Annotated in this window: 17 protein-coding genes; 4 read left to right on the top strand and 13 right to left on the bottom strand. The window is 39.5% G+C overall.

Going from position 1 to position 18,219, the window contains the following annotated elements; all coding sequences use genetic code 11:
• Nucleotides 1-45: 45 nt before the first annotated feature.
• From flgL to JFU50_RS11375, 10 genes are all read right to left on the bottom strand, one after another.
• Nucleotides 46-924 carry a flagellar hook-associated protein FlgL gene (gene flgL / locus JFU50_RS11420; protein WP_057215936.1) on the bottom strand — a complete coding sequence of 293 codons (879 nt, stop codon included), beginning with the start codon at nt 922-924 and terminating at the stop codon, nt 46-48.
• A gap of 15 nt (nt 925-939) precedes the next feature.
• Nucleotides 940-2,499 carry a flagellar hook-associated protein FlgK gene (gene flgK, locus JFU50_RS11415; RefSeq protein WP_201222649.1) on the bottom strand — a complete coding sequence of 520 codons (1,560 nt, stop codon included), beginning with the start codon at nt 2,497-2,499 and terminating at the stop codon, nt 940-942.
• Nucleotides 2,500-2,528: 29 nt separating this feature from the next.
• Entirely contained in the window at nt 2,529-3,017 is a 489-nt protein-coding gene (locus tag JFU50_RS11410) for a flagellar protein FlgN (RefSeq protein ID WP_201187394.1), read from the bottom strand.
• A gap of 76 nt (nt 3,018-3,093) precedes the next feature.
• Complete coding sequence (gene flgM / locus JFU50_RS11405) at nt 3,094-3,357, bottom strand: flagellar biosynthesis anti-sigma factor FlgM (protein WP_201187396.1); 264 nt, start codon at nt 3,355-3,357, stop codon at nt 3,094-3,096.
• A 239-nt stretch (nt 3,358-3,596) separates the two neighbouring features.
• Entirely contained in the window at nt 3,597-4,016 is a 420-nt protein-coding gene (locus JFU50_RS11400) for a TIGR03826 family flagellar region protein (protein WP_098177201.1), read from the bottom strand.
• 100 nt (nt 4,017-4,116) lie between these two features.
• The gene (locus JFU50_RS11395; protein ID WP_201222647.1) at nt 4,117-4,809 is read right to left on the bottom strand and encodes a ComF family protein; all 693 of its coding nucleotides are present in this window, start codon (nt 4,807-4,809) and stop codon (nt 4,117-4,119) included.
• Entirely contained in the window at nt 4,802-6,133 is a 1,332-nt protein-coding gene (locus tag JFU50_RS11390; protein ID WP_242485358.1) for a DEAD/DEAH box helicase, read from the bottom strand. The genes JFU50_RS11395 and JFU50_RS11390 overlap by 8 nt, the downstream gene beginning before the upstream one ends.
• Before the next feature lie 198 nt (nt 6,134-6,331).
• Entirely contained in the window at nt 6,332-7,174 is an 843-nt protein-coding gene (locus JFU50_RS11385) for a DegV family protein (RefSeq protein ID WP_053348556.1), read from the bottom strand.
• Nucleotides 7,175-7,392: 218 nt separating this feature from the next.
• Entirely contained in the window at nt 7,393-8,076 is a 684-nt protein-coding gene (locus tag JFU50_RS11380) for a response regulator (protein WP_053348555.1), read from the bottom strand.
• Nucleotides 8,077-8,122: 46 nt separating this feature from the next.
• Nucleotides 8,123-9,265: a sensor histidine kinase gene (locus JFU50_RS11375; protein WP_201222646.1), complete on the bottom strand. Its 1,143-nt coding sequence runs from the start codon at nt 9,263-9,265 to the stop codon at nt 8,123-8,125.
• A 627-nt stretch (nt 9,266-9,892) separates the two neighbouring features.
• Between JFU50_RS11375 and JFU50_RS11370 the strand changes: the two genes are divergently transcribed.
• Nucleotides 9,893-10,528: a YigZ family protein gene (locus JFU50_RS11370; protein ID WP_201187401.1), complete on the top strand. Its 636-nt coding sequence runs from the start codon at nt 9,893-9,895 to the stop codon at nt 10,526-10,528.
• 171 nt (nt 10,529-10,699) lie between these two features.
• A complete protein-coding gene (locus JFU50_RS11365) occupies nt 10,700-11,716 on the top strand; it encodes an LCP family protein (RefSeq protein WP_201187403.1) in 1,017 nt (338 codons plus the stop codon).
• 441 nt (nt 11,717-12,157) lie between these two features.
• On the opposite strand, the gene JFU50_RS11360 is transcribed toward JFU50_RS11365, so the two are convergent.
• The 3 genes from JFU50_RS11360 to JFU50_RS11350 all read right to left on the bottom strand — a co-directional run bounded on the left by JFU50_RS11360 (nt 12,158) and on the right by JFU50_RS11350 (nt 15,147).
• Nucleotides 12,158-13,207, bottom strand: a complete 1,050-nt coding sequence (locus tag JFU50_RS11360) for a glycosyltransferase family 4 protein (RefSeq protein WP_201187404.1) — start codon at nt 13,205-13,207, stop codon at nt 12,158-12,160.
• A 74-nt stretch (nt 13,208-13,281) separates the two neighbouring features.
• Nucleotides 13,282-14,385, bottom strand: coding sequence for a glycosyltransferase family 4 protein (locus tag JFU50_RS11355; protein ID WP_201222645.1), 1,104 nt, complete (start codon nt 14,383-14,385; stop codon nt 13,282-13,284).
• 18 nt (nt 14,386-14,403) lie between these two features.
• On the bottom strand, nt 14,404-15,147 hold the full coding sequence (locus tag JFU50_RS11350; protein WP_201222644.1) for a WecB/TagA/CpsF family glycosyltransferase: 744 nt from the start codon (nt 15,145-15,147) through the stop codon (nt 14,404-14,406).
• A 110-nt stretch (nt 15,148-15,257) separates the two neighbouring features.
• Here JFU50_RS11350 and JFU50_RS11345 point away from each other — a divergent pair, with 110 nt between their 5' ends.
• A complete protein-coding gene (locus tag JFU50_RS11345) occupies nt 15,258-16,688 on the top strand; it encodes an O-antigen ligase family protein (protein WP_207198791.1) in 1,431 nt (476 codons plus the stop codon).
• A gap of 4 nt (nt 16,689-16,692) precedes the next feature.
• On the top strand, nt 16,693-18,216 hold the full coding sequence (gene murJ, locus JFU50_RS11340; RefSeq protein WP_201187410.1) for a murein biosynthesis integral membrane protein MurJ: 1,524 nt from the start codon (nt 16,693-16,695) through the stop codon (nt 18,214-18,216).
• Nucleotides 18,217-18,219: the final 3 nt, after the last annotated feature.

The following is an 18,219-nucleotide window of genomic DNA, read 5'->3' as shown; positions in this document are numbered from 1 at the left end:
TCGCTCCTCTCCTTATAGAAAAAAAGCTACCCATTTAGGAATAGCTTAGCGAAGAAAATCTAGTAAACTCGGTTGGATGATTCTTGCTCCAACACTTAATGCAGCACTATGAATACTTTCCTGGGTCGTTAAATCCATTATCGCCTTTTCGATATCGACATCCTCATTTTTCGAAAGGATTTCTGTAGCAAAAACTTCCTGCTGCTTTAGGCGGTCCGTCATCAATTCAATTCGATTCTGCCTGGCACCAACCTGAGCTTGCATAGCTAAGAATGTATTGATAGTTTCGTCAATTCCTTCCAGTGTGCTACTCACGTCACCGCCGTTTTCAAGTGCATCGATCGTTTGATCAATGCTGCCGCCAATAGCAAGCGCATCTCCAAAAAGCTTGGATCCGTCTGTATTAATCTGAATAGTAATCCCAGAAAATACTTCAAGATTAATAGCTCCTGTGCCGTACAATATATTCCCATCACCATCTTTAACGGAAGATGGTTTCACATTCGTATTCTGACCGTTAAAAATATATTTCCCACCAATCTGGGTATCACCTATACTTACGAGATGTTCTTTTAATTGCTTAATTTCTTCTGATACACTTTCAAACTGTTCTCCATCATAGGTTCCATTACTACCTTGAACGGTTAACTCACGAATCCTTTGCAGAACGGAAACTGCTTCACTAATGGCATCATCTGTACTATCAATCCAGTTAGTTGCCTCCGAGATGTTACTTGTATACTGCTGGATTTGATTGAGATTGATCCGGTACCCCATTCCCATCATTGCAGCAACAGGATTATCGGATGGTTTAGAGAATTTTTTTTGAGAAGAGACTTGTTCCTGCAACTTGCCCATTTTTTCGTAACTTCTGCTTAAATTACTTAACATATTATTGGTTAGCATGGATTGCGTCACACGCATATTTTCTCACTCCTATTATCGGCCTACCGTACCCATTCCGTTAATGATTTTATCGAGCATTTCATCCATCATCGTCATCATTCTTGCAGAAGCATTGTAAGCTTGCTGGAACCTAATCATATCTGTCATCTCTTCATCTAAGGATACAGAACTGACAGAGTCTCTATTTTGGTTAACGGATGTAGCAAGCACTACAGAGTTGGAAAGATTCTTTTGAGCACTTTGTGAATCAACACCCAATTTCCCAATAATCCCGGAATAATAGGTGTCAAAGGTCCCAGTTAACTCCTTAGAATTTTGGTCTTTAGTTGAGTAATCACTAAAAGCTTTCTTTTTCAAATCAGCTAAGAGTTTAGCATTTTCATTATCCCCAGAAGCTCCTCCACTATTACCACCTGCGGCGATTAATGAAGGGTCCTTCAATATCTCACTATTCACCTTGATGCTTTCAGCAGCACTCTTACCTGGTTCAATTTCAAAAAAGTTTAATGTCGATGTTTCACTAGCTCCTAACGCATACCCCTGCTTATGAATAGCATTAAACTCATTCACAAAAGCCGTTGCCATATTATCCAGCTTCTGCAGCATATCAGGATAGGTTCCTCCGATTGTACCATCACTCTTTTTATAGCCAAAACTGTTAATCAACCCGGATAGCTCTCCTGAAAACTTGTACTCCGTTAATGTTTTCGAACCAAATTTCACTCCATCTACCATACCTGTCGATTTATCATAGCTAACTTCAACTTTTGAAGTTCCAAGCATCCCAGTTTGGTTAACACTGACTAGATTGATAGGTGGCACATAAGAAGAACCGTCTTCTTGCATTAATTCAATGTTGTATAGTCCTGTTGCTACATCACTAGCTTTGCCATAATCAGTTGGAATGACGTTTTTTACGTTTATACTGACAAGCTGAGAGAGGCTGTCTACAAGTAAATCACGTTTATCGTAAAGTTCATTCGGGATAATCCCATGCGGCTCTACTTTACTAATTTGCTGGTTAAGTTGATCAATACTGCTAATAAGCAGATTGATTTCGTTCGCTTTAACGTTTATTTGATTTCCGATATCCGTTTGAACGCTTTTTAGCGAATTGTAGTAGTAGTTAAGGGTATCCGCGACCATAACGCCTGTTGAGGCAACAACCTCACGAGCCCCTGAGTTTTCCGTGTTGGCCGTTAACCCCTGCAGAGAATTCCAGAATTTTTCCATCATTGCAGCTAACCCGCTGTCGGTTGGTTCATTCATGATGCCTTCCATTTTAGACAATGATTCGCTCATCGCCCCGTAAAAACCGATTTTATTACTTTGAGTCCTGTATTGCGAGTCCAAAAAGCTGTCTCGGATTCGCTGTACAGTTTCTGCAGCCACCCCTGTCCCGAGTTGACCTGCTACACGAGGGCTGTTTAATCCGACGGTAGGAAACCCAGATGTCTGTACCAAGTTAACACGCTGCCTTGAATATCCTAATGTATTGGCATTGGCAACGTTATTTCCTGTAGTATACAAGGCTCCTTGTGAGGTCGATAATCCACGTTTAGCTGTTTCAAGCCCCATAAAGGTTGAAATCATTTGCTCAAACCCCCATCTTTTTCTGTTTCTTATGCTTTCGAATCAAATATGCCTATACCGCTTTTTGTTGGCTTTTTAACGGACTTCCCGTAGTTCATATCCTGAGTTTGCGGTCTCAGCATATCTAAAGAGACATTAATGAATTGAAGTGACTGATAGATTAATTGCTGATTTAAAATGTTCCGCTCTTTCAGCTTAGCTACTTCATCGATTAGCTCTTTTTTTAGTCGTTTTAGTGCAGCCGTTTCAATTGGTTCTGTTAATTCCATTACTGTGTCGATGGAAGCAGTCTGTCTCACTGCTCCTTTTGCTGTAAAAAATCCCTCGACTGCTGCTTCTCTTTCTTTATCCGTTTGACTGATTGCTTTAATATGCTTTTGTTCTTCGATCAGCAGGGCGGTAATTGCCTCAGTGTCGCTAGCTTTTAAAATGGTTGTTTTTCTTAAGGCTAATTGATTGAAACTTTTATGAAGCTTGATCAATTTTTCAACCGACTCGATGATGTTTCGTGCAGACATTCTTACTCCCTCCTCTGCTCATGAATGATGGACGGAATATGTTTCCGTTCACAATAATCAAACGTTTATTAATAATTTATTTTCGATAAAAATCAATAATGCCTTTTGCTGTCGCCTGTGAATTCAATTTATAATTTCCATTTTCTACTTGGATTTTCAGTTCGTCCACTTTTGCTTGTCTTGCAGCAGGAATTGGAGATAATTGCTGCATTTCTTTTGCCGCTGAAGAAATTTCAACTTTATCTGAGGCATTGACCTTAGATTCTTTGACATTCCCCGCTTTATTGGCTTGAAGATTATACGGGTTAATCCCTGTCATACCGACGTTATTGATTTTCATATTCCAGATCCTCTCCTTCGGCCGATTTTCTTTATCTAATCTTATATATAACTTCATATTTCGATTCCTTTAACAGACCATGAGAATGACTCTTGGCTGTGTTTATTCTCCCTATCATTAATATCGACAAGGACTTATTTTTTTTTATGTTTTCCTGTAATCTTTCCTTCGACAACCATTGTCGAATTTTGTTCTCAATACCGAATATTCTAACAAAATACCAATCATGAAGCCAAGGATTATCCTTCGTGATTATCTTTAATATAATACGTATTTTTTTTATTTCGTTCTTGTATTTTAGTTAGGCACTTTTCTTCATCTTCAAAAGTCTGCAATTCAGAGCGAAGGGAATCGCTGCATTTGCTACATAATCTCCCACTTTGAATGTTGGTCCCGCATTTTTCACAAGGAATGCCTAGGTTAGGAAATTGGGAAATTCTCAGTTTTCCTGTTTTTACAAATTTAATAATCAAATCTTCTTCCACGCCTGTGGCCTCAACCACTTGCATCATTAACGCCGTTCGATTACTTTTCTTGCGAATGTAGGCATACACTTCATCAAATTTAGCTTCTTCTTCTTTATAGCAAGCATCGCAAACATCACGAAATTTTGTTTTAACAAATAACGAATTACAGTTTTGACAGTTGAACAAATCCATTGAGGACCCCTCCTTTACTATCACAATGATTGTTCTTCAGTACTGTATATATCGAATATTAACACCGATACTTTAGAAGGTTTATAAAAAATATTCGGTTTTACCTAGCCAGAGTAATTGATGAAACTTCTGTGGCACCAGCGGTTTTCAAAGCCTTAGCCGCATGCCGGAGTGTTGAGCCTGTTGTGTAAATGTCATCCACGATCAAGATTGATTTTTGCTTTAATAAATCCGGTTTGGTGACCTGAAAAACTTGTGGCAATGATATCCGCTCCTCACGTGACTTTTTCGATTGTTTTTCCGTATGAAGGCGCGTTAATAGCTCAACCGTGTTAAGGCCTAGCAGATCTGTCAAAGCCTGCGCCTGATTGAAACCCCTCTCCATCAGACGTTCATTACTAAGAGGAATGAACGTTACCAAGTCAAAATCCATGTCTTTTAGTTTGTCTTTTAAAAAGGGAACGAAGGCCTCAGCCAGTGCATAATCTCCTCGGTATTTATATTTCGCAATCATGTCTTTCAGGAATTCATTATAATGAAAAAGCGATATGTTTATGGACAAATACCCGCTCCATTTCTTATCTTTTTCCCATCTCACACAATCCAAACAAAGATCCTCGATGCGGTAATTCTTATCAAGCTCTCGAGAGCAAATCGAGCATGCCTCACCTGCTAACTTTTTAAGTTTCCCTTCACATCTTTCACAGATTGTCATTGCCTCTTTCTTCAGTAATAGATTTCTCCACGTCAATACTGCTTTCATTTCTTCAACACAAAATAAGCATCTAGCCATCCAGCAGACCTCTTTTCCAGGCCTCTTTATTCATCATTTGTATATGGCAGATCGCCTCGACCATAGCTTTGCTTTTTCCGTAATGAAAAAAAGTGATAGTACCCGTTGGATAAGTAAAGCTTCTGCCGACTCGGCCGGCAATCTGGACGAGAGCACTCTCAGAAAATACCTCATGTTCAGCACCAATCACGGCTACGTCTAGTCGTTCAATTGTCACCCCGCGTTCTAAAATCGTCGTGGTCAATAATCCAGGGACCTCGCCATTCCGTAATGCCTGTACTCTTTCTTTTCGTTCAGGGTGCTGTGAGTGAACGGTCTCCAATTTAGGGGATAGTGTTTGAAACAACGGAATTACCTGTTCCATCACCTGAATGCTCGGAAAAAATAATAATAGAGGAATCTTCAGCTGAAGACGTTCGCTTACCCAACTGGCAATCACAGGAGGAATCTTTTTTTGGAGATATTGTTTTTGCCAATTGCCGCTCCATTTCATTTCAGGAACAGGGATCGGCTTATGATGGTAACGGGCAGGGATTGTCACGGCTTGTAGTTTCCCACTACGGTAAGATCGTTGCATCTGTTTAGAAGGAGTGGCAGTTAAGTAGATAGTTGTAGCAGAGGGCTTTTTGGATTTGTTAACCGCATAATGTAGAGAATCATCAATAGAGTAGGGAAACGCATCGACTTCATCAATGATGACTACATCGAAGGCTTCAGAAAAACGAAAAAGCTGATGTGTGGTGGAAACGGTTAGCGGCGAAGCTTTGCTTCGGTCTTCGCTGCCTCCATACAGAGCGGATACCTCAATGGCTGGAAAGGCTCTTTTTAACCGGGGTGACAGTTCGAGAACGACATCGGTCCGAGGTGTTGCCATACAGATTCGTTTTCCGGCAAGCAAGCCCGCCTCAATGCCAGCAAATAGGACTTCCGTTTTACCAGCTCCGCATACGGCCCATACCAGTAATTCACCTTTTCTTTTTATAGCCTCAACGACACAGTCCGAGGCCGTTTGCTGACCTGAAGTTAGAGTTCCATCCCAGCTCATTACTTTGTCAGGAACCGCAAACTTCAAATCAGGACCGATCCAGCCGTATAATTTTGCACATTCACTGACCCGCCCCATCATGATACAGGCCCGGCAGTAAGTACAATCTTGATTGCAAATTTTACACGGAAACGTATAAAACAAAGCAGAATTTTGGTTACCGCATCGTACACAATTGTACTGACCATTCACACATTGCACGCCGGAAGTCACAGAGACATAGCCGTGCTTTATTTGGTCGGAAATGATTGCCGGGGAAAAAGGAATTTCGGAGGCCAATAACAACCTTCCTGTGAGGTGATTCTGAAGTTCTGGGGAAAAAGGGGGAGAACTAATCGTATTTTCCAAACTATAACCTTCTTTCTTTCTTAGAATTGAATTTTACACTCGTAAATAGAATTCGCTTTTCACTTTAGAATCCCTCTTACATCCATAAAAAAACGCCTCCTCCTTTTTCAAGGAAAGACGTTCCTCTGTTTATACTTTATACCAGCCCATCCCCATCGAGCCTTCGCCCAGATGCGTTCCGATCACAGGACCGAAGTAGCTGATGTCAAACTCGACATTTGGGAAACGCGCTTCAAGTTCCGTTTTCCAGTCTTTAGCTTCAGCTTCACGCTTAGCATGAATAATGACCGCTTTATAGTTTTCACCGTTTGCCGCGTCTTCTCCAAGTAAATCAGCAATCCGTTTCATCGCCTTTTTTCTAGTACGGATTTTTTCGAACGGGACAATGACTTTGTCAACAAAATGGAGAACAGGCTTTACTTGTAGCAAACTCCCTATCAAGGCCTGGGCACTGCTTAGCCGCCCCCCACGCTGCAGATGGGATAAGTCATCCGCCATGAAATATGCCCGGACGGAAAGTTTCATTTCTTCGAGCCTGGCCATAATCTCTTCTGCGTCCTTACCGTCAAGTGCCATCTGAGCCGCTTCGAGAACATAAAATCCCTGGACTCTACAGCTGATTTCAGAATCAAAGGCGTGGACCTGAACTCCCTCTACCATTTCACCTGCTGAAACCGCACCTTGATACGTACCACTGATACCACTCGATAAATGAATTGAAATAACATCATCATATTCTTTTTGCAGCTCTTCAAACTTCTCAACAAACTGACCGATTGGCGGTTGTGACGTGGTCGGTAGCTTCGCTTGCCTTTTTACTTCTTCATAAAACTCATCTGCAGCAATATCGATTTCTTCCCGGTAGGCTTCGTTGGAGAAAATGACATTAAGCGGCATCATATGTATATGTAAACGATCACGCATATCCTTAGGTATATATGCAGTGCTATCTGTTACGACTGCGGTTTTCATAGTGAGTACCATCCTTATAAAATTACTCTAAATATCTTATACACCATTCTATCTGAAAATGCCTTAACTTGCATTAAATAGCTTATCTTTTTTTACCATAAATTAGTACAATTTAAGTAGGTGAATAGATTTATGCCGAGTTCGGCATTTGACAAAAAAGTCCGGCGCATCAGTACGCATTGCGAAAACTGAAGAGCCGGACTTATCATAAGTTGAAATTATTTCACTTCTACCCAGCCGTTTTTAATAGCTAAAACAACAGCTTGGGTACGATCGTTTACATTCATTTTTTGAAGAATGTTACTCACATGGTTTTTTACTGTTTTTTCACTGATATATAAAGTTTCGCCGATGGCACGATTGCTTTTTCCGTCTGCTAAAAGTTGAAGAACTTCACACTCGCGTCGAGTCAATAGGTGAAGCGGTCTTCTAATCTCTACAGCATGTACTGAATCACGATCAGCACCCTCTTCAGCAGCTAAACGGCGATATTCTTTGACTAAATTATGTGTCACCTTTGGATGAAGGTATGAGCCACCTTCTGCGACTACACGAACAGCATCAATTAGCGCATCTGCGTCCATTTCTTTCAACAGGTAACCTTGTGCTCCTGTTTTCAATGCATGCTGTACGTAGTTTTCATCATCATGAATCGATAAAATGATGACTTTCGTTTCAGGGTAACGGTTTACAAGCATTTTAGTCGCTTCGACACCGTTCATATTCGGCATGTTGATATCCATGATAACAACATCTGGTTTGTGTGTTTCAACAAGATCCATAGCCTCGCTTCCGTCATCGCCTTCGGCAACAACATCAAAGGATGATTCAAAATCTAATATACGCTTAACACCTTCACGGAAAAGCTGATGGTCATCTATAATGATGATACTAGTCTTCAACGGCTTCTTCCTCCTAATTTCTATTTAAATGCCTATTCTCTAAAATTTATAAATGATAGGGAATTTGTATAAACACCAAAGTGCCTGCCCCTGGTTGTGAATCAATTGTCATTTCACCTTCAAGTAGCTCGACTCTTTCCCTCATGCCTACTAAGCCAAAAGAACCCTCTTTTTGAATGGAAGAATCAAACCCTTTTCCATCATCTTTGACGACAACCGTAACCATCTCTTTAGAAATGGAAAGTTTTACTTGAACTTGCTTTGGCTCTGCATGTTTCAGTGAATTCTGTACAGCCTCTTGGACCAGCCTAAATAAAGCAACCTCCATATCAGAGGGAAGCCTTTTGACCTGGCCGAGGTTAACGAAATTCAAATGCACACCAGTATTATAGTCTTCGGTCGTTTGCAGATACTTTCTGAGGGTAGGAACAAGACCTAGATCGTCAAGGGCCATAGGACGCAGATCATAGATGATTCTACGCACTTCATATAACGCATTCCGTACCATGACTTTTAAGCTACGGATTTCCACAAGAGCTTCATCAGGACCTCTCTCTCGTTGTACACGTTCTATCAAATCCGAACGCATCATGACATTAGCAAGCATTTGCGCGGGGCCATCATGGATTTCCCGTGAGAGTTTTTTACGTTCCTGCTCCTGGGCTTCTATTATTTTCAAGCCGAAGTCCTGCTTACGTTTCGCTTCTTGTAGAGCTTCTCCCACAAATTTCAAGTCCTGTGTCAAATAGTTTTGTACAACAGAGATTTGCGAGACGAGATGTACAGCTTTATCAATCGTCTGCTGTAATCCCCTTAATCTAAGCTCAAGTTCATCCCGTCGATTACGAAGCTCTTTCTCTAACTGGCGATTTATTTGTAAATCGACTTGCAGCTTATGTGCTCTTTCATAAGCATCGCGAACCTGTTTTTCAGAAAAATGGTTGAAGTGCATACTGACTTCGGAAAGCCTTTTTCGAGCAAATCTGGCTTTTGAATCCAGTGCATCGCTGTCGGTTATCACAATGGCAACTCTGATTTTCACATCATCAAGCTCTTTTGTTAATGACTCAAAGTCTTTGCGACATTGCTCTCCAATATCAAAGACTTCATCCTTACTTTCACTAACAGTGCTTACCATTGTTTCTAAGATCTTGTCCAATGCTTTAGCATCAACCTTTTTTATGGACATTAAGATCCCTCCACTTAAATCAACAGACTTAAACAATTTGTTGTCTTATAGACTATGTATATGGAAAAAAGCTCTTTTTCCTTTTTCATGAATGGTTAATTATCAGGAAACTTGCAATGAAGTAACCTTCATGAACATATTGTACCAAAAAAAGAAGAAAAATACGTCAATTTCATTGTAGGATTTTCACAAAATATACATATTTAGTATACATTTCATATTCCTAGCTTTTATGGATATCACGTTAGACCACCTATTAAAAGGTTGTTTCTATTATCCTAATCCGAATTATCCTTATCAATCAAATGGAATATTCCACTCCATTGATTATTATACGAAACAGATACATTTATTAAATGGCAAAATCCTTGAAATGAGCTGACTCGATATGGACAAGCCAGGTTTATGGTACAAAACTCATTGTTTTTCCTACAATGATATTCTTTTAAGCATATATGACCATCTAATAAACATTAGCTGGCAGTAGAATTAATTATAACACGTACAACTTTTTCTTATATTAAAGTTTCTTTACACTATACGGAATAAAAAATAATCTTCATTGCCACTTTTTGCGCAAAGCCTTATAATGAATCAACTAATAGCGAGAGCGAAGGTGGAATAGTAATGCTCCCTCATTATTTAACGGTAAAAGGACGTGGTGAACATGAAATCGTGATTGAGAAATCTCGATTTATTGCCCACATCGCCCGAGTGGAATCAGAAAAAGCAGCACAGGCCTTTATTCAAGAAATTAAGAAAAAGCATAAAGATGCTACTCATAATTGTTCAGCCTATATGATTGGAGAACAAAATCAAATTCAAAAAGCCCTTGATGATGGAGAGCCAAGCGGTACGGCAGGCGTCCCTATTCTTGAGGTTCTTAAGAAAAAAGACCTAAAAGATACGGCTGTTGTGGTTACACGATATTTTGGCGGCATCAAACTTGGTGCAGGCGGCCTGATTCGTGCTTATAGTAAAGCGACTTCAGAAGGAATTAATACCACGGGTGTAGTTAATAGAAAATTAATGCGCGTAATTTCAACAAATGTCGACTATACCTGGCTCGGAAAATTGGAAAACGAATTACGATCATCGATTTATCAAATAAAGGAAATTCAATACCTTGAACAAGTCAATCTTCTGGTATATGTAGAGGAAGCCCAAAAACAGGCATATACCAACTGGATGACAGAGCTGACAAACGGTCAAGGCCGTATCACTGAGGGCGAAATGATTTATTTAGAACAGGCTCTCGTTTAATTTTCTCCTGCATATTTTTCCTTTTTTTTGCTGTAATATAATTGAAAAGAAATATTTATTTTACGAAATTATTAAATCATTGTAAAATTAGTATTAATATATGACGAAATATATACTGAAGGATTCGAAAAATGGCGATTTATGTCTGCTATTTAAAAGGAGAAGAAAAAGATGTCTAATACTAGGCGTGTTTATAAAATTAAAAAAACAAAGAAAAAAAGGCGAAAGAGGCTTTGGTTATTTCTAGTCCCCCTGTTGGTACTTGGTCTAGGAGCTTCTACGTATGCTGCAACTCTATATATGAAAGCCCAAAATGTATTTAATGATTCTTACGATCCTGTCGAGGCCTCAGCCAAGCGGAGTGAAACGGTTGACCCACTCAAGGATAATTTCTCAATTCTTTTCATAGGGATTGATGACAGCGATGAACGCGACTATAAAGGAAATTCACGCTCGGATGCTTTAATGCTGGCTACATTCAACAAAGATCAAAAATCTATTAAACTATTAAGCATTCCACGTGACTCCTATGTGTACGTACCAGCCAAAGGCGTAACGACGAAAATCAACTCAGCTCATGCAGCTGGTGGACCAAAAGCAACAATGGATACTGTGGAAGAATTATTCGATATCCCTGTTGATTATTATGTCCGGATGAACTTTAATGCCTTCATCGACGTGGTGGACTCATTAGATGGAATTGAAGTTGATGTACCTTATGAAATGAACGAAATGGATTCACATGACAAGAAGAATGCCATTCATCTCGAAGAAGGATTACAAACTGTTAATGGTGAAGAAGCATTAGCCTTTGCACGGACTCGTAAAAAGGACAGTGATATCCAACGTGGTGAGCGACAACAGGAAGTTCTGAAAGCCATCATGGCCAAGGCAACCTCTGTTGGAGCATTAACGAAGTATACAGGAGTTATGGAAGCTGTTGGCGACAATATGACAACGAATCTCCAATTCTCACAAATTAAAGGTTTCATAAAATATGTAACATCTGACAACGGTCTGGATCTCGAAACTATTAAACTTGAAGGTCAAGATTCCACAATTAGCGGAACCTATTACTATCAATTGAACGAAACATCAGTAGCAAATACTAAGCTACTACTTCAATCCCACTTAAATCTGGGACCTAAAGAAGTCTCTAATCAAACTGAAGCCGTTCAATCACAATAACAATTAGAATAAAAGCCCCCCCACTCATCCTAGGATGATGTGGGGGGGGCTTTTTTTTTGACTCTCTCTTTTATCCCCTAAGAAGGTCTCCTCTATCGTCCTTAAAACGCCAGTAGCAAAGAAAACAACTTGATAAAAAAATGACCGGAGAGGAGTGCGTAAACATAATAATACGATGTCCAAAACTTTGATTAAATGAGCATCTGAGTGGTAAATTTACGACTTGATATTTTATACTAAATATTACACACAAATAGGAATTTAATATATAAAACATCCTTCCGTACTAGATACACACTTTTTATTTCATGGGAAGGTTACCCTTAACGAAACTATAAAAAAACCTCCATACGTATTAGTAAATACGGGATGGAGGCATTAAACATATTTATTGAGCTTTGCATAGAGAATAATAATCTAGTATTCTATGCACTAAAGCAATTATGGTTTGTTTTTAAAATTAAGCATCTTCAGCAAAGGCTGATAATTCGAGCTGACCAGTCCAATTTTTTCTACAAAAATTTCTATAATCAATAAGAGGCCAGTTACAAGAATCAAAGCTCCCCACATTGTTGCAAACGAAAAGATTATGGCAGCTAAACCAAAGCAGGCAGCTAAAGCGTAAATAAGAAGTACAGTCTGCTTATGAGTAAATCCTAGGTCTAACAAGCAGTGATGTAAATGTGATTTGTCAGCAGCTGATATCGGTTGTTTATTGACAATCCTGCGGATAATCGCAAAAAATGTATCCGAAATAGGAACCCCTAAAATGATAATCGGTACAATTAAGGAAATCATTGTAACGTTTTTGAATCCAAGCAGGGACAGAACTGCGATGATGTAACCTAGGAACAATGCTCCTGTATCTCCCATAAAAATCTTTGCAGGATGGAAATTATATTTCAAAAAGCCAAGGGTACTTCCAATCACAGTCAATGCAACCATCGCTACAAATAAATCCCCTTTAATAAGGGCCATCGTAGCAATCGTCACTAATGCAATTGTGGAGACTCCACCCGCAAGACCATCTAGGCCATCTATTAAATTAATGGCATTAATAATCGCCACAATCCACAAAATGGTAATAGGGATACTAAAAATGCCAAACTGAAGTGTGTCGGTAAAAAATGGTAAGTTGATAAATTCAACTTCAAGACCGCCCCATAACACGATAATGAGTGCAGCTAAAACCTGACCCAAAAACTTGGGTGCAGCTCTTAATTCATATATATCATCCGCCATCCCAATTAATATGATGACAAGAGCACCTACTAGAAGAGGCAATTGCTCCCAAAAGTCATTCGTAAAAATTAAGAATGTAATGAAAAAACTCAAAAATATAGCTAAACCGCCCATGCGTGGCATAATTTTGCTATGCACTTTTCGCTCATTCGGTTTATCAGTAGCTCCTAATTTAATGGCCAACTTTCCGACAAAAGGAGTCAAAAAAATGGACAATAAAAATGCTACCAACAAGGCCCCTATTAACATCAAGAACCACCTCTATTCAACATAAATCTAATACCCTTAACAATCATTAAGAAAACGTATTTATAATAACTTATTTATTTTTTCATCCTCAAATAAACATTATATACGTTTTCGGCTAAAATCTCTATAGAAAAGTTGTTTTTTGCAAATTTTTGTAAATCTGTCCCTAACCTTGTCAGGTTTCCGGATTTTTTTAATTCTACTGCTTTACAGATAGCCATTTTCAATTGGGTTACATGCCCAATCTCTGTTATCCAGCCAAATTTCTCATCCGGAATTAATTCTTTTACACCGCCAACATCACTTGTAATCGCAGGCAAACCTGCCCTTGCCCCTTCAAGTAAAACAAGTGGGAAACTCTCGCTTAAAGACGTTAACAATGTGACATCAGCCAAGGGATAGAGCTTCTCTATATCTTTACGATACCCTAAAAAGAACACGTGATTAGTTAAACTTTTTTCCAAAACCATCTTTTCTAAAGCCAGTCTTCTGCTTCCCTCACCCACAAGCAACAGCTTTACATGGGGAAACTCCGATATCACTTGACTTAATGCCTCTAAGGCAAATTCATGCCCTTTTACAGGTTCAAGCCTAGCAGGCATAATGATAACAAAATCATCAGCCACAAACCCAAAGTCTTCTCTTTGAAAGGGTCCCTCTAATTTCTTTTCAAAGTTAATACCATTTAAAATCTTGGTGATCTTGGTTGAGGGAATCCCTTGACTAATTAAGTCTTGCTTAAATCGATCGGAGACCGCCAGTATATGATCAGTATGCTGAAATGACCTAATATGCAAGTTCGTAAACAGTTTTCCTTTTACACCCATATCTAAAAAATCATGCTGAGGGGAACTGTGCACAGTAAGAACCCAGGGGCGTTTTACGAGACGTTTTAAAAAAGCTCCGTAAATATTCGCACGCGGACCATGTGTGTGGATGATCTCTATATTATTTAGACGGATAAAGTCCCGTAAAGGTTTCAATATCGAAAGATCATATTTAGAATGTTGCTTGAAAATTTCAGTTTGAATCCCAGATGCCACAGCCTGCCGGTACAGAGCTCCTTTTTCAAACACTCCAAGAAGGCATTCCTCTTTATTTAGTTGGTTAAGTAAGGACAGAATATGAAACATACCGCCGCCAGTTTCATTACCAGCGTTTAAGTGCATGATCTTCATCTAGTTCACTCCTTATGTTTAGGAACGCTGCAACCTTTTCTTTTTCCGTCTAACCTTTAATACGAATTTCGGCAGCACAAGCATCCGTTTCCATCGGGAGGGCTGTTGGATTAGTCGGAACAACCATTCAAGACGCACCTTCTGCCATAAGACAGGAGCGCGGTTCACCTTCCCGGCAAGAACATCAAAGCTCCCTCCAACTCCCATAAAAAACCCCTTTTTAAATAAGGGATAGTGCATAGAAACCCACTTTTCCTGCCTAGGAAAGCCTAAGGCAGTCAAAATAATGTCGGGTTCCAGTTCCGCTATGGACTTTGCCAAGCACTCGTCCTTGATATCAATGTATCCATGGTTGTATCCTACAAGTTCGATACCCGGATATTTCTCTTGAACCTTTAAAGCAGCTGTTTCAATCACGGATTCTTCAGCTCCAAGCAGATATACCTTTAGAGCCTGCTCATCGGCAATCCGGAATAGTTCATTCATCAAATCGAACCCAGTAATCCGCTCCTGTAATGGTTGATTCAGCCATTTTGAGGCCATAATAATACCAACGCCATCCGGTGTAATGTAATCAGCCGATGTAATGATGTCCTTATAATCCTGATGTTCATTTGCATACTCAACAATTTCAGGATTTGCCGTAACGACAAACGTTTTTTCTTGATTCATTAATCTTGGGTAGATCATCTGATTTATAAATTCATCCATATTGCTATCAATAAATGGTATGGACAATATCTCCACATATTTCTCAGTCATATCTCTTCAGCCTTTCATATGTACTATACATCTATAGGGTCGGGTATTATTCAAGAAATTTTTTCATACAAATCATATAACGTAATTTTGATTCAAAGGTGGTTGAACAATTGAAGCTTCTTGAAAAACTTTCGTTACCCATTCTAATTGTGTGCCTGCTCTTCTCATTAGCAGTACCTCACCCTATCGTCGGCTACACTGCGACGGCATTGATGCTAATTTTTATCGTTATAAATAAAAAAAACCTGATATTAATTCTATTCATTTATTTCCCAGCCCGTCCCTTATTTATGGAACTGAATAGCGGCTTAACCTATACAGGAGACCTAATTATCCTTTTCCTATTTATTTCTTTACTTATTGAAAAGTTTAAGAAGAAAGAATGGTCAACTGCGAAGTATCATTTCACTTTACCGTTCTGGCTGTATTGTTTAGTTGGTGTTGTTGCCTCGGTCTTAACCGGGGTGGGTCTCATTCCAATTCTGTTTGAACTCCGAGCTATACTTGTGACCTTCTTGCTTCTCTATATTATCGGTGAATTAAATCTAGAAAGAAAGGATATCTTTCGCTTTTTGAAGGTCACCCTACTATTTACAATCGTCCTTTGCCTTCACGGCTTATTGGAGAAAATCTTTTCTCGTTCCATCTTACTGCCTCATGCTTGGGAAATGTGGACTCTTTCCTCAACAAATCGAATGAGGATTTATGGTGCAGCTGCCAATCCTAATGTCTTTGCTTTATTTTTAAGCATCCAGTTGTTTTTTAGCTTCTTCCTCTTTCAAGCGTTAAAGAAATATAAGTTCTCGGTCTTTCTAGCATCCATCTTAATGTTCGGAACTTTACTGCTCACCTATTCACGGGGGACGATGATCGCTTTCGGAGTAGCAACGCTTGTCTTTACTATCTGGACTAAAAATAAAACATTTTTCAAATTTGCTTTAGGGTCATTTGTTTGCGGTCTGCTTCTCATATATTACCCGGTTCTATTCACTTCAAGCAAAGTGGAGCTGTCAGCATCGGTTCCAATGGAAAATATGACAATTGGCAGCACTCCTATTTCCGAACGTGAACATGCCCTGTCCAATCGTTTCTCAGACATGTTCTCTGATAAGACTCTTCATCAAAGTACAGAATGGGGCAGGTTATATGTCGTTTTTAAAGGGCTTGAAATTTTTATGGATCATCCCATAGCTGGTACGGGGCTTGCTACATTCGGAGATTCAGCCACCCTTTCCTTCCCCTCACCGATTTATCAGGAATACCAGATTGGTGAAAGGATGTATACTGATAATCAATACATTCAGATTCTTGTCCAAACAGGGGTGCTCGGTTTTTTATCAGTTTTCGTATTTATTCTTTTAACCTTTCGTAAAATCATTAAAACAAGCAATGGCACTTCAGCAGTCTTCACCATCTGCTTGATGATAGCAGGGCTAATAGCTGGACTTTTTTACAATATTCTTGAGGATAAAACGTTTACCCTCATTTTTTATAGTTGTTTAGGATTTTGTTTACACAAGGACATCTTTTTAAAGGATTGAACATATGCCTACTCTTTCACATGTTGTTAAATCGGTCGGGCTCGTCACTATCATTGCAGCCATTGGAAAAGTCCTTGGCTTCGGCAGGGAATCAATCATTGCCGCCTATTTCGGAGCATCATCAACGGCAGACATCTTTTTCGTAGCCAGTCTAATTCCTACCATTCTTTTTACAGCTCTCGGCAGCGGTCTTCAGGCCGGTGTCATTCCTATTTACCTGGAGAAAAAAGCGGAAAATCCAAGGAGAGCTGATGAATTCATCAGTGTATTAGGTTCCTTTTTTATGCTAGTAGCCGTCGTAATGACCATTGCCTGCCTGATTTTCACAAAGCCGCTCGTTATGATGGTGGCCCCTGGATTCTCGGGTTCCGAACTTGCTTTAACAGAGGTTCTAACCAGGATTATGCTGCCGAGTTTACTTTTTTTCACGCTTGCCTACATGGCGACAGGAGTATTAAATGCGAATCAGCGTTTTCTACTCCCAGCTTTTACTTCAACAGCCCAAAATACAGTCATTATAGTAGCTACCGTATTGTTCGCTGCTCCCTTTGGGGTGAAAGGATTGGCCTGGGGATTTGTGTTTGGTGCCGCCAGCCAATTTATAATTCAATATCCATCATTAAGAAAATACCAGATTCGTCCGATTTTTTCCTTTCGGCCTTACAAACAGCAAATTAATAATACGCTTATCACCTTTTATCCTATTATCATTGCGGCTTTGGCCATCCAATTAAATAGTGTCGTCGACCGGATTATTGCCACCTCGCTCGAGACTGGAAGTGTATCGGCCCTGAACTATGCGAATCGGCTATTGTGGTTGCCACTAAGCATTGTCCTCACACCGCTGATTACCGTTTTATATCCTTCGATTGTCGAACGCGCTATTGAAGGATATCAATCTTTCCTTAGTTTAACCTTAAAAGGATTGAAGTCCCTTTTATTCTTAGCTGTTCCTTTTATGATTGTCATGTTGATCAGTGGAAACAGCTTAATCGCTCTGGCTTTTCAACGCGGTGCCTTTGATGCATCCGCAACAGAAACAACTTATGCAGCATTTTTCTTTTATTCAGCTTGTCTCCCTTTTTTTGCACTAAGAGATTATTTGATGAACGCCTTTTACGCCTTAAAAAAAACAAAGGTGGCTATGTATTCCTGCCTGATTGCTGTTTTACTAAATGTCCTGCTCAGCTGGGCACTTTCACGTTTTCTCGGTGTCGGCGGAATCGCCTTAGCCTCAGGTATTTCGATGCTCCTGCAATCTCTCTACCTATTCTTCTTCTTGTGGCTAAAAACAAAAAAAACTGACAAAGCTGTATTTACTGATGTTTTTCAAGAAAGTAGCAAGCTAATCATCATCGGAGCTCTCATCTATGGACTTGCTTTATGGATCCATCCTTTTACGCTAAAGTTCTCCATTTTTGTGGAATTAGTTATAGTTTCCCTTATGGTATTCGGGTTATATATCCTATTTTCCATGCTTTTTAAAGTAAGTAGTCTACATGCATTGCGGAAGATTAGATCGAAGTAGTCA

It is taken from the genome of Peribacillus sp. TH14 (assembly GCF_016651145.1).
Taxonomy (GTDB): Bacteria; Bacillota; Bacilli; order Bacillales; family DSM-1321; genus Peribacillus; species Peribacillus butanolivorans.
The sequence above is the reverse complement of the archived record's forward strand: the minus strand, read 5'-3'. Positions and strand labels throughout refer to the sequence as shown.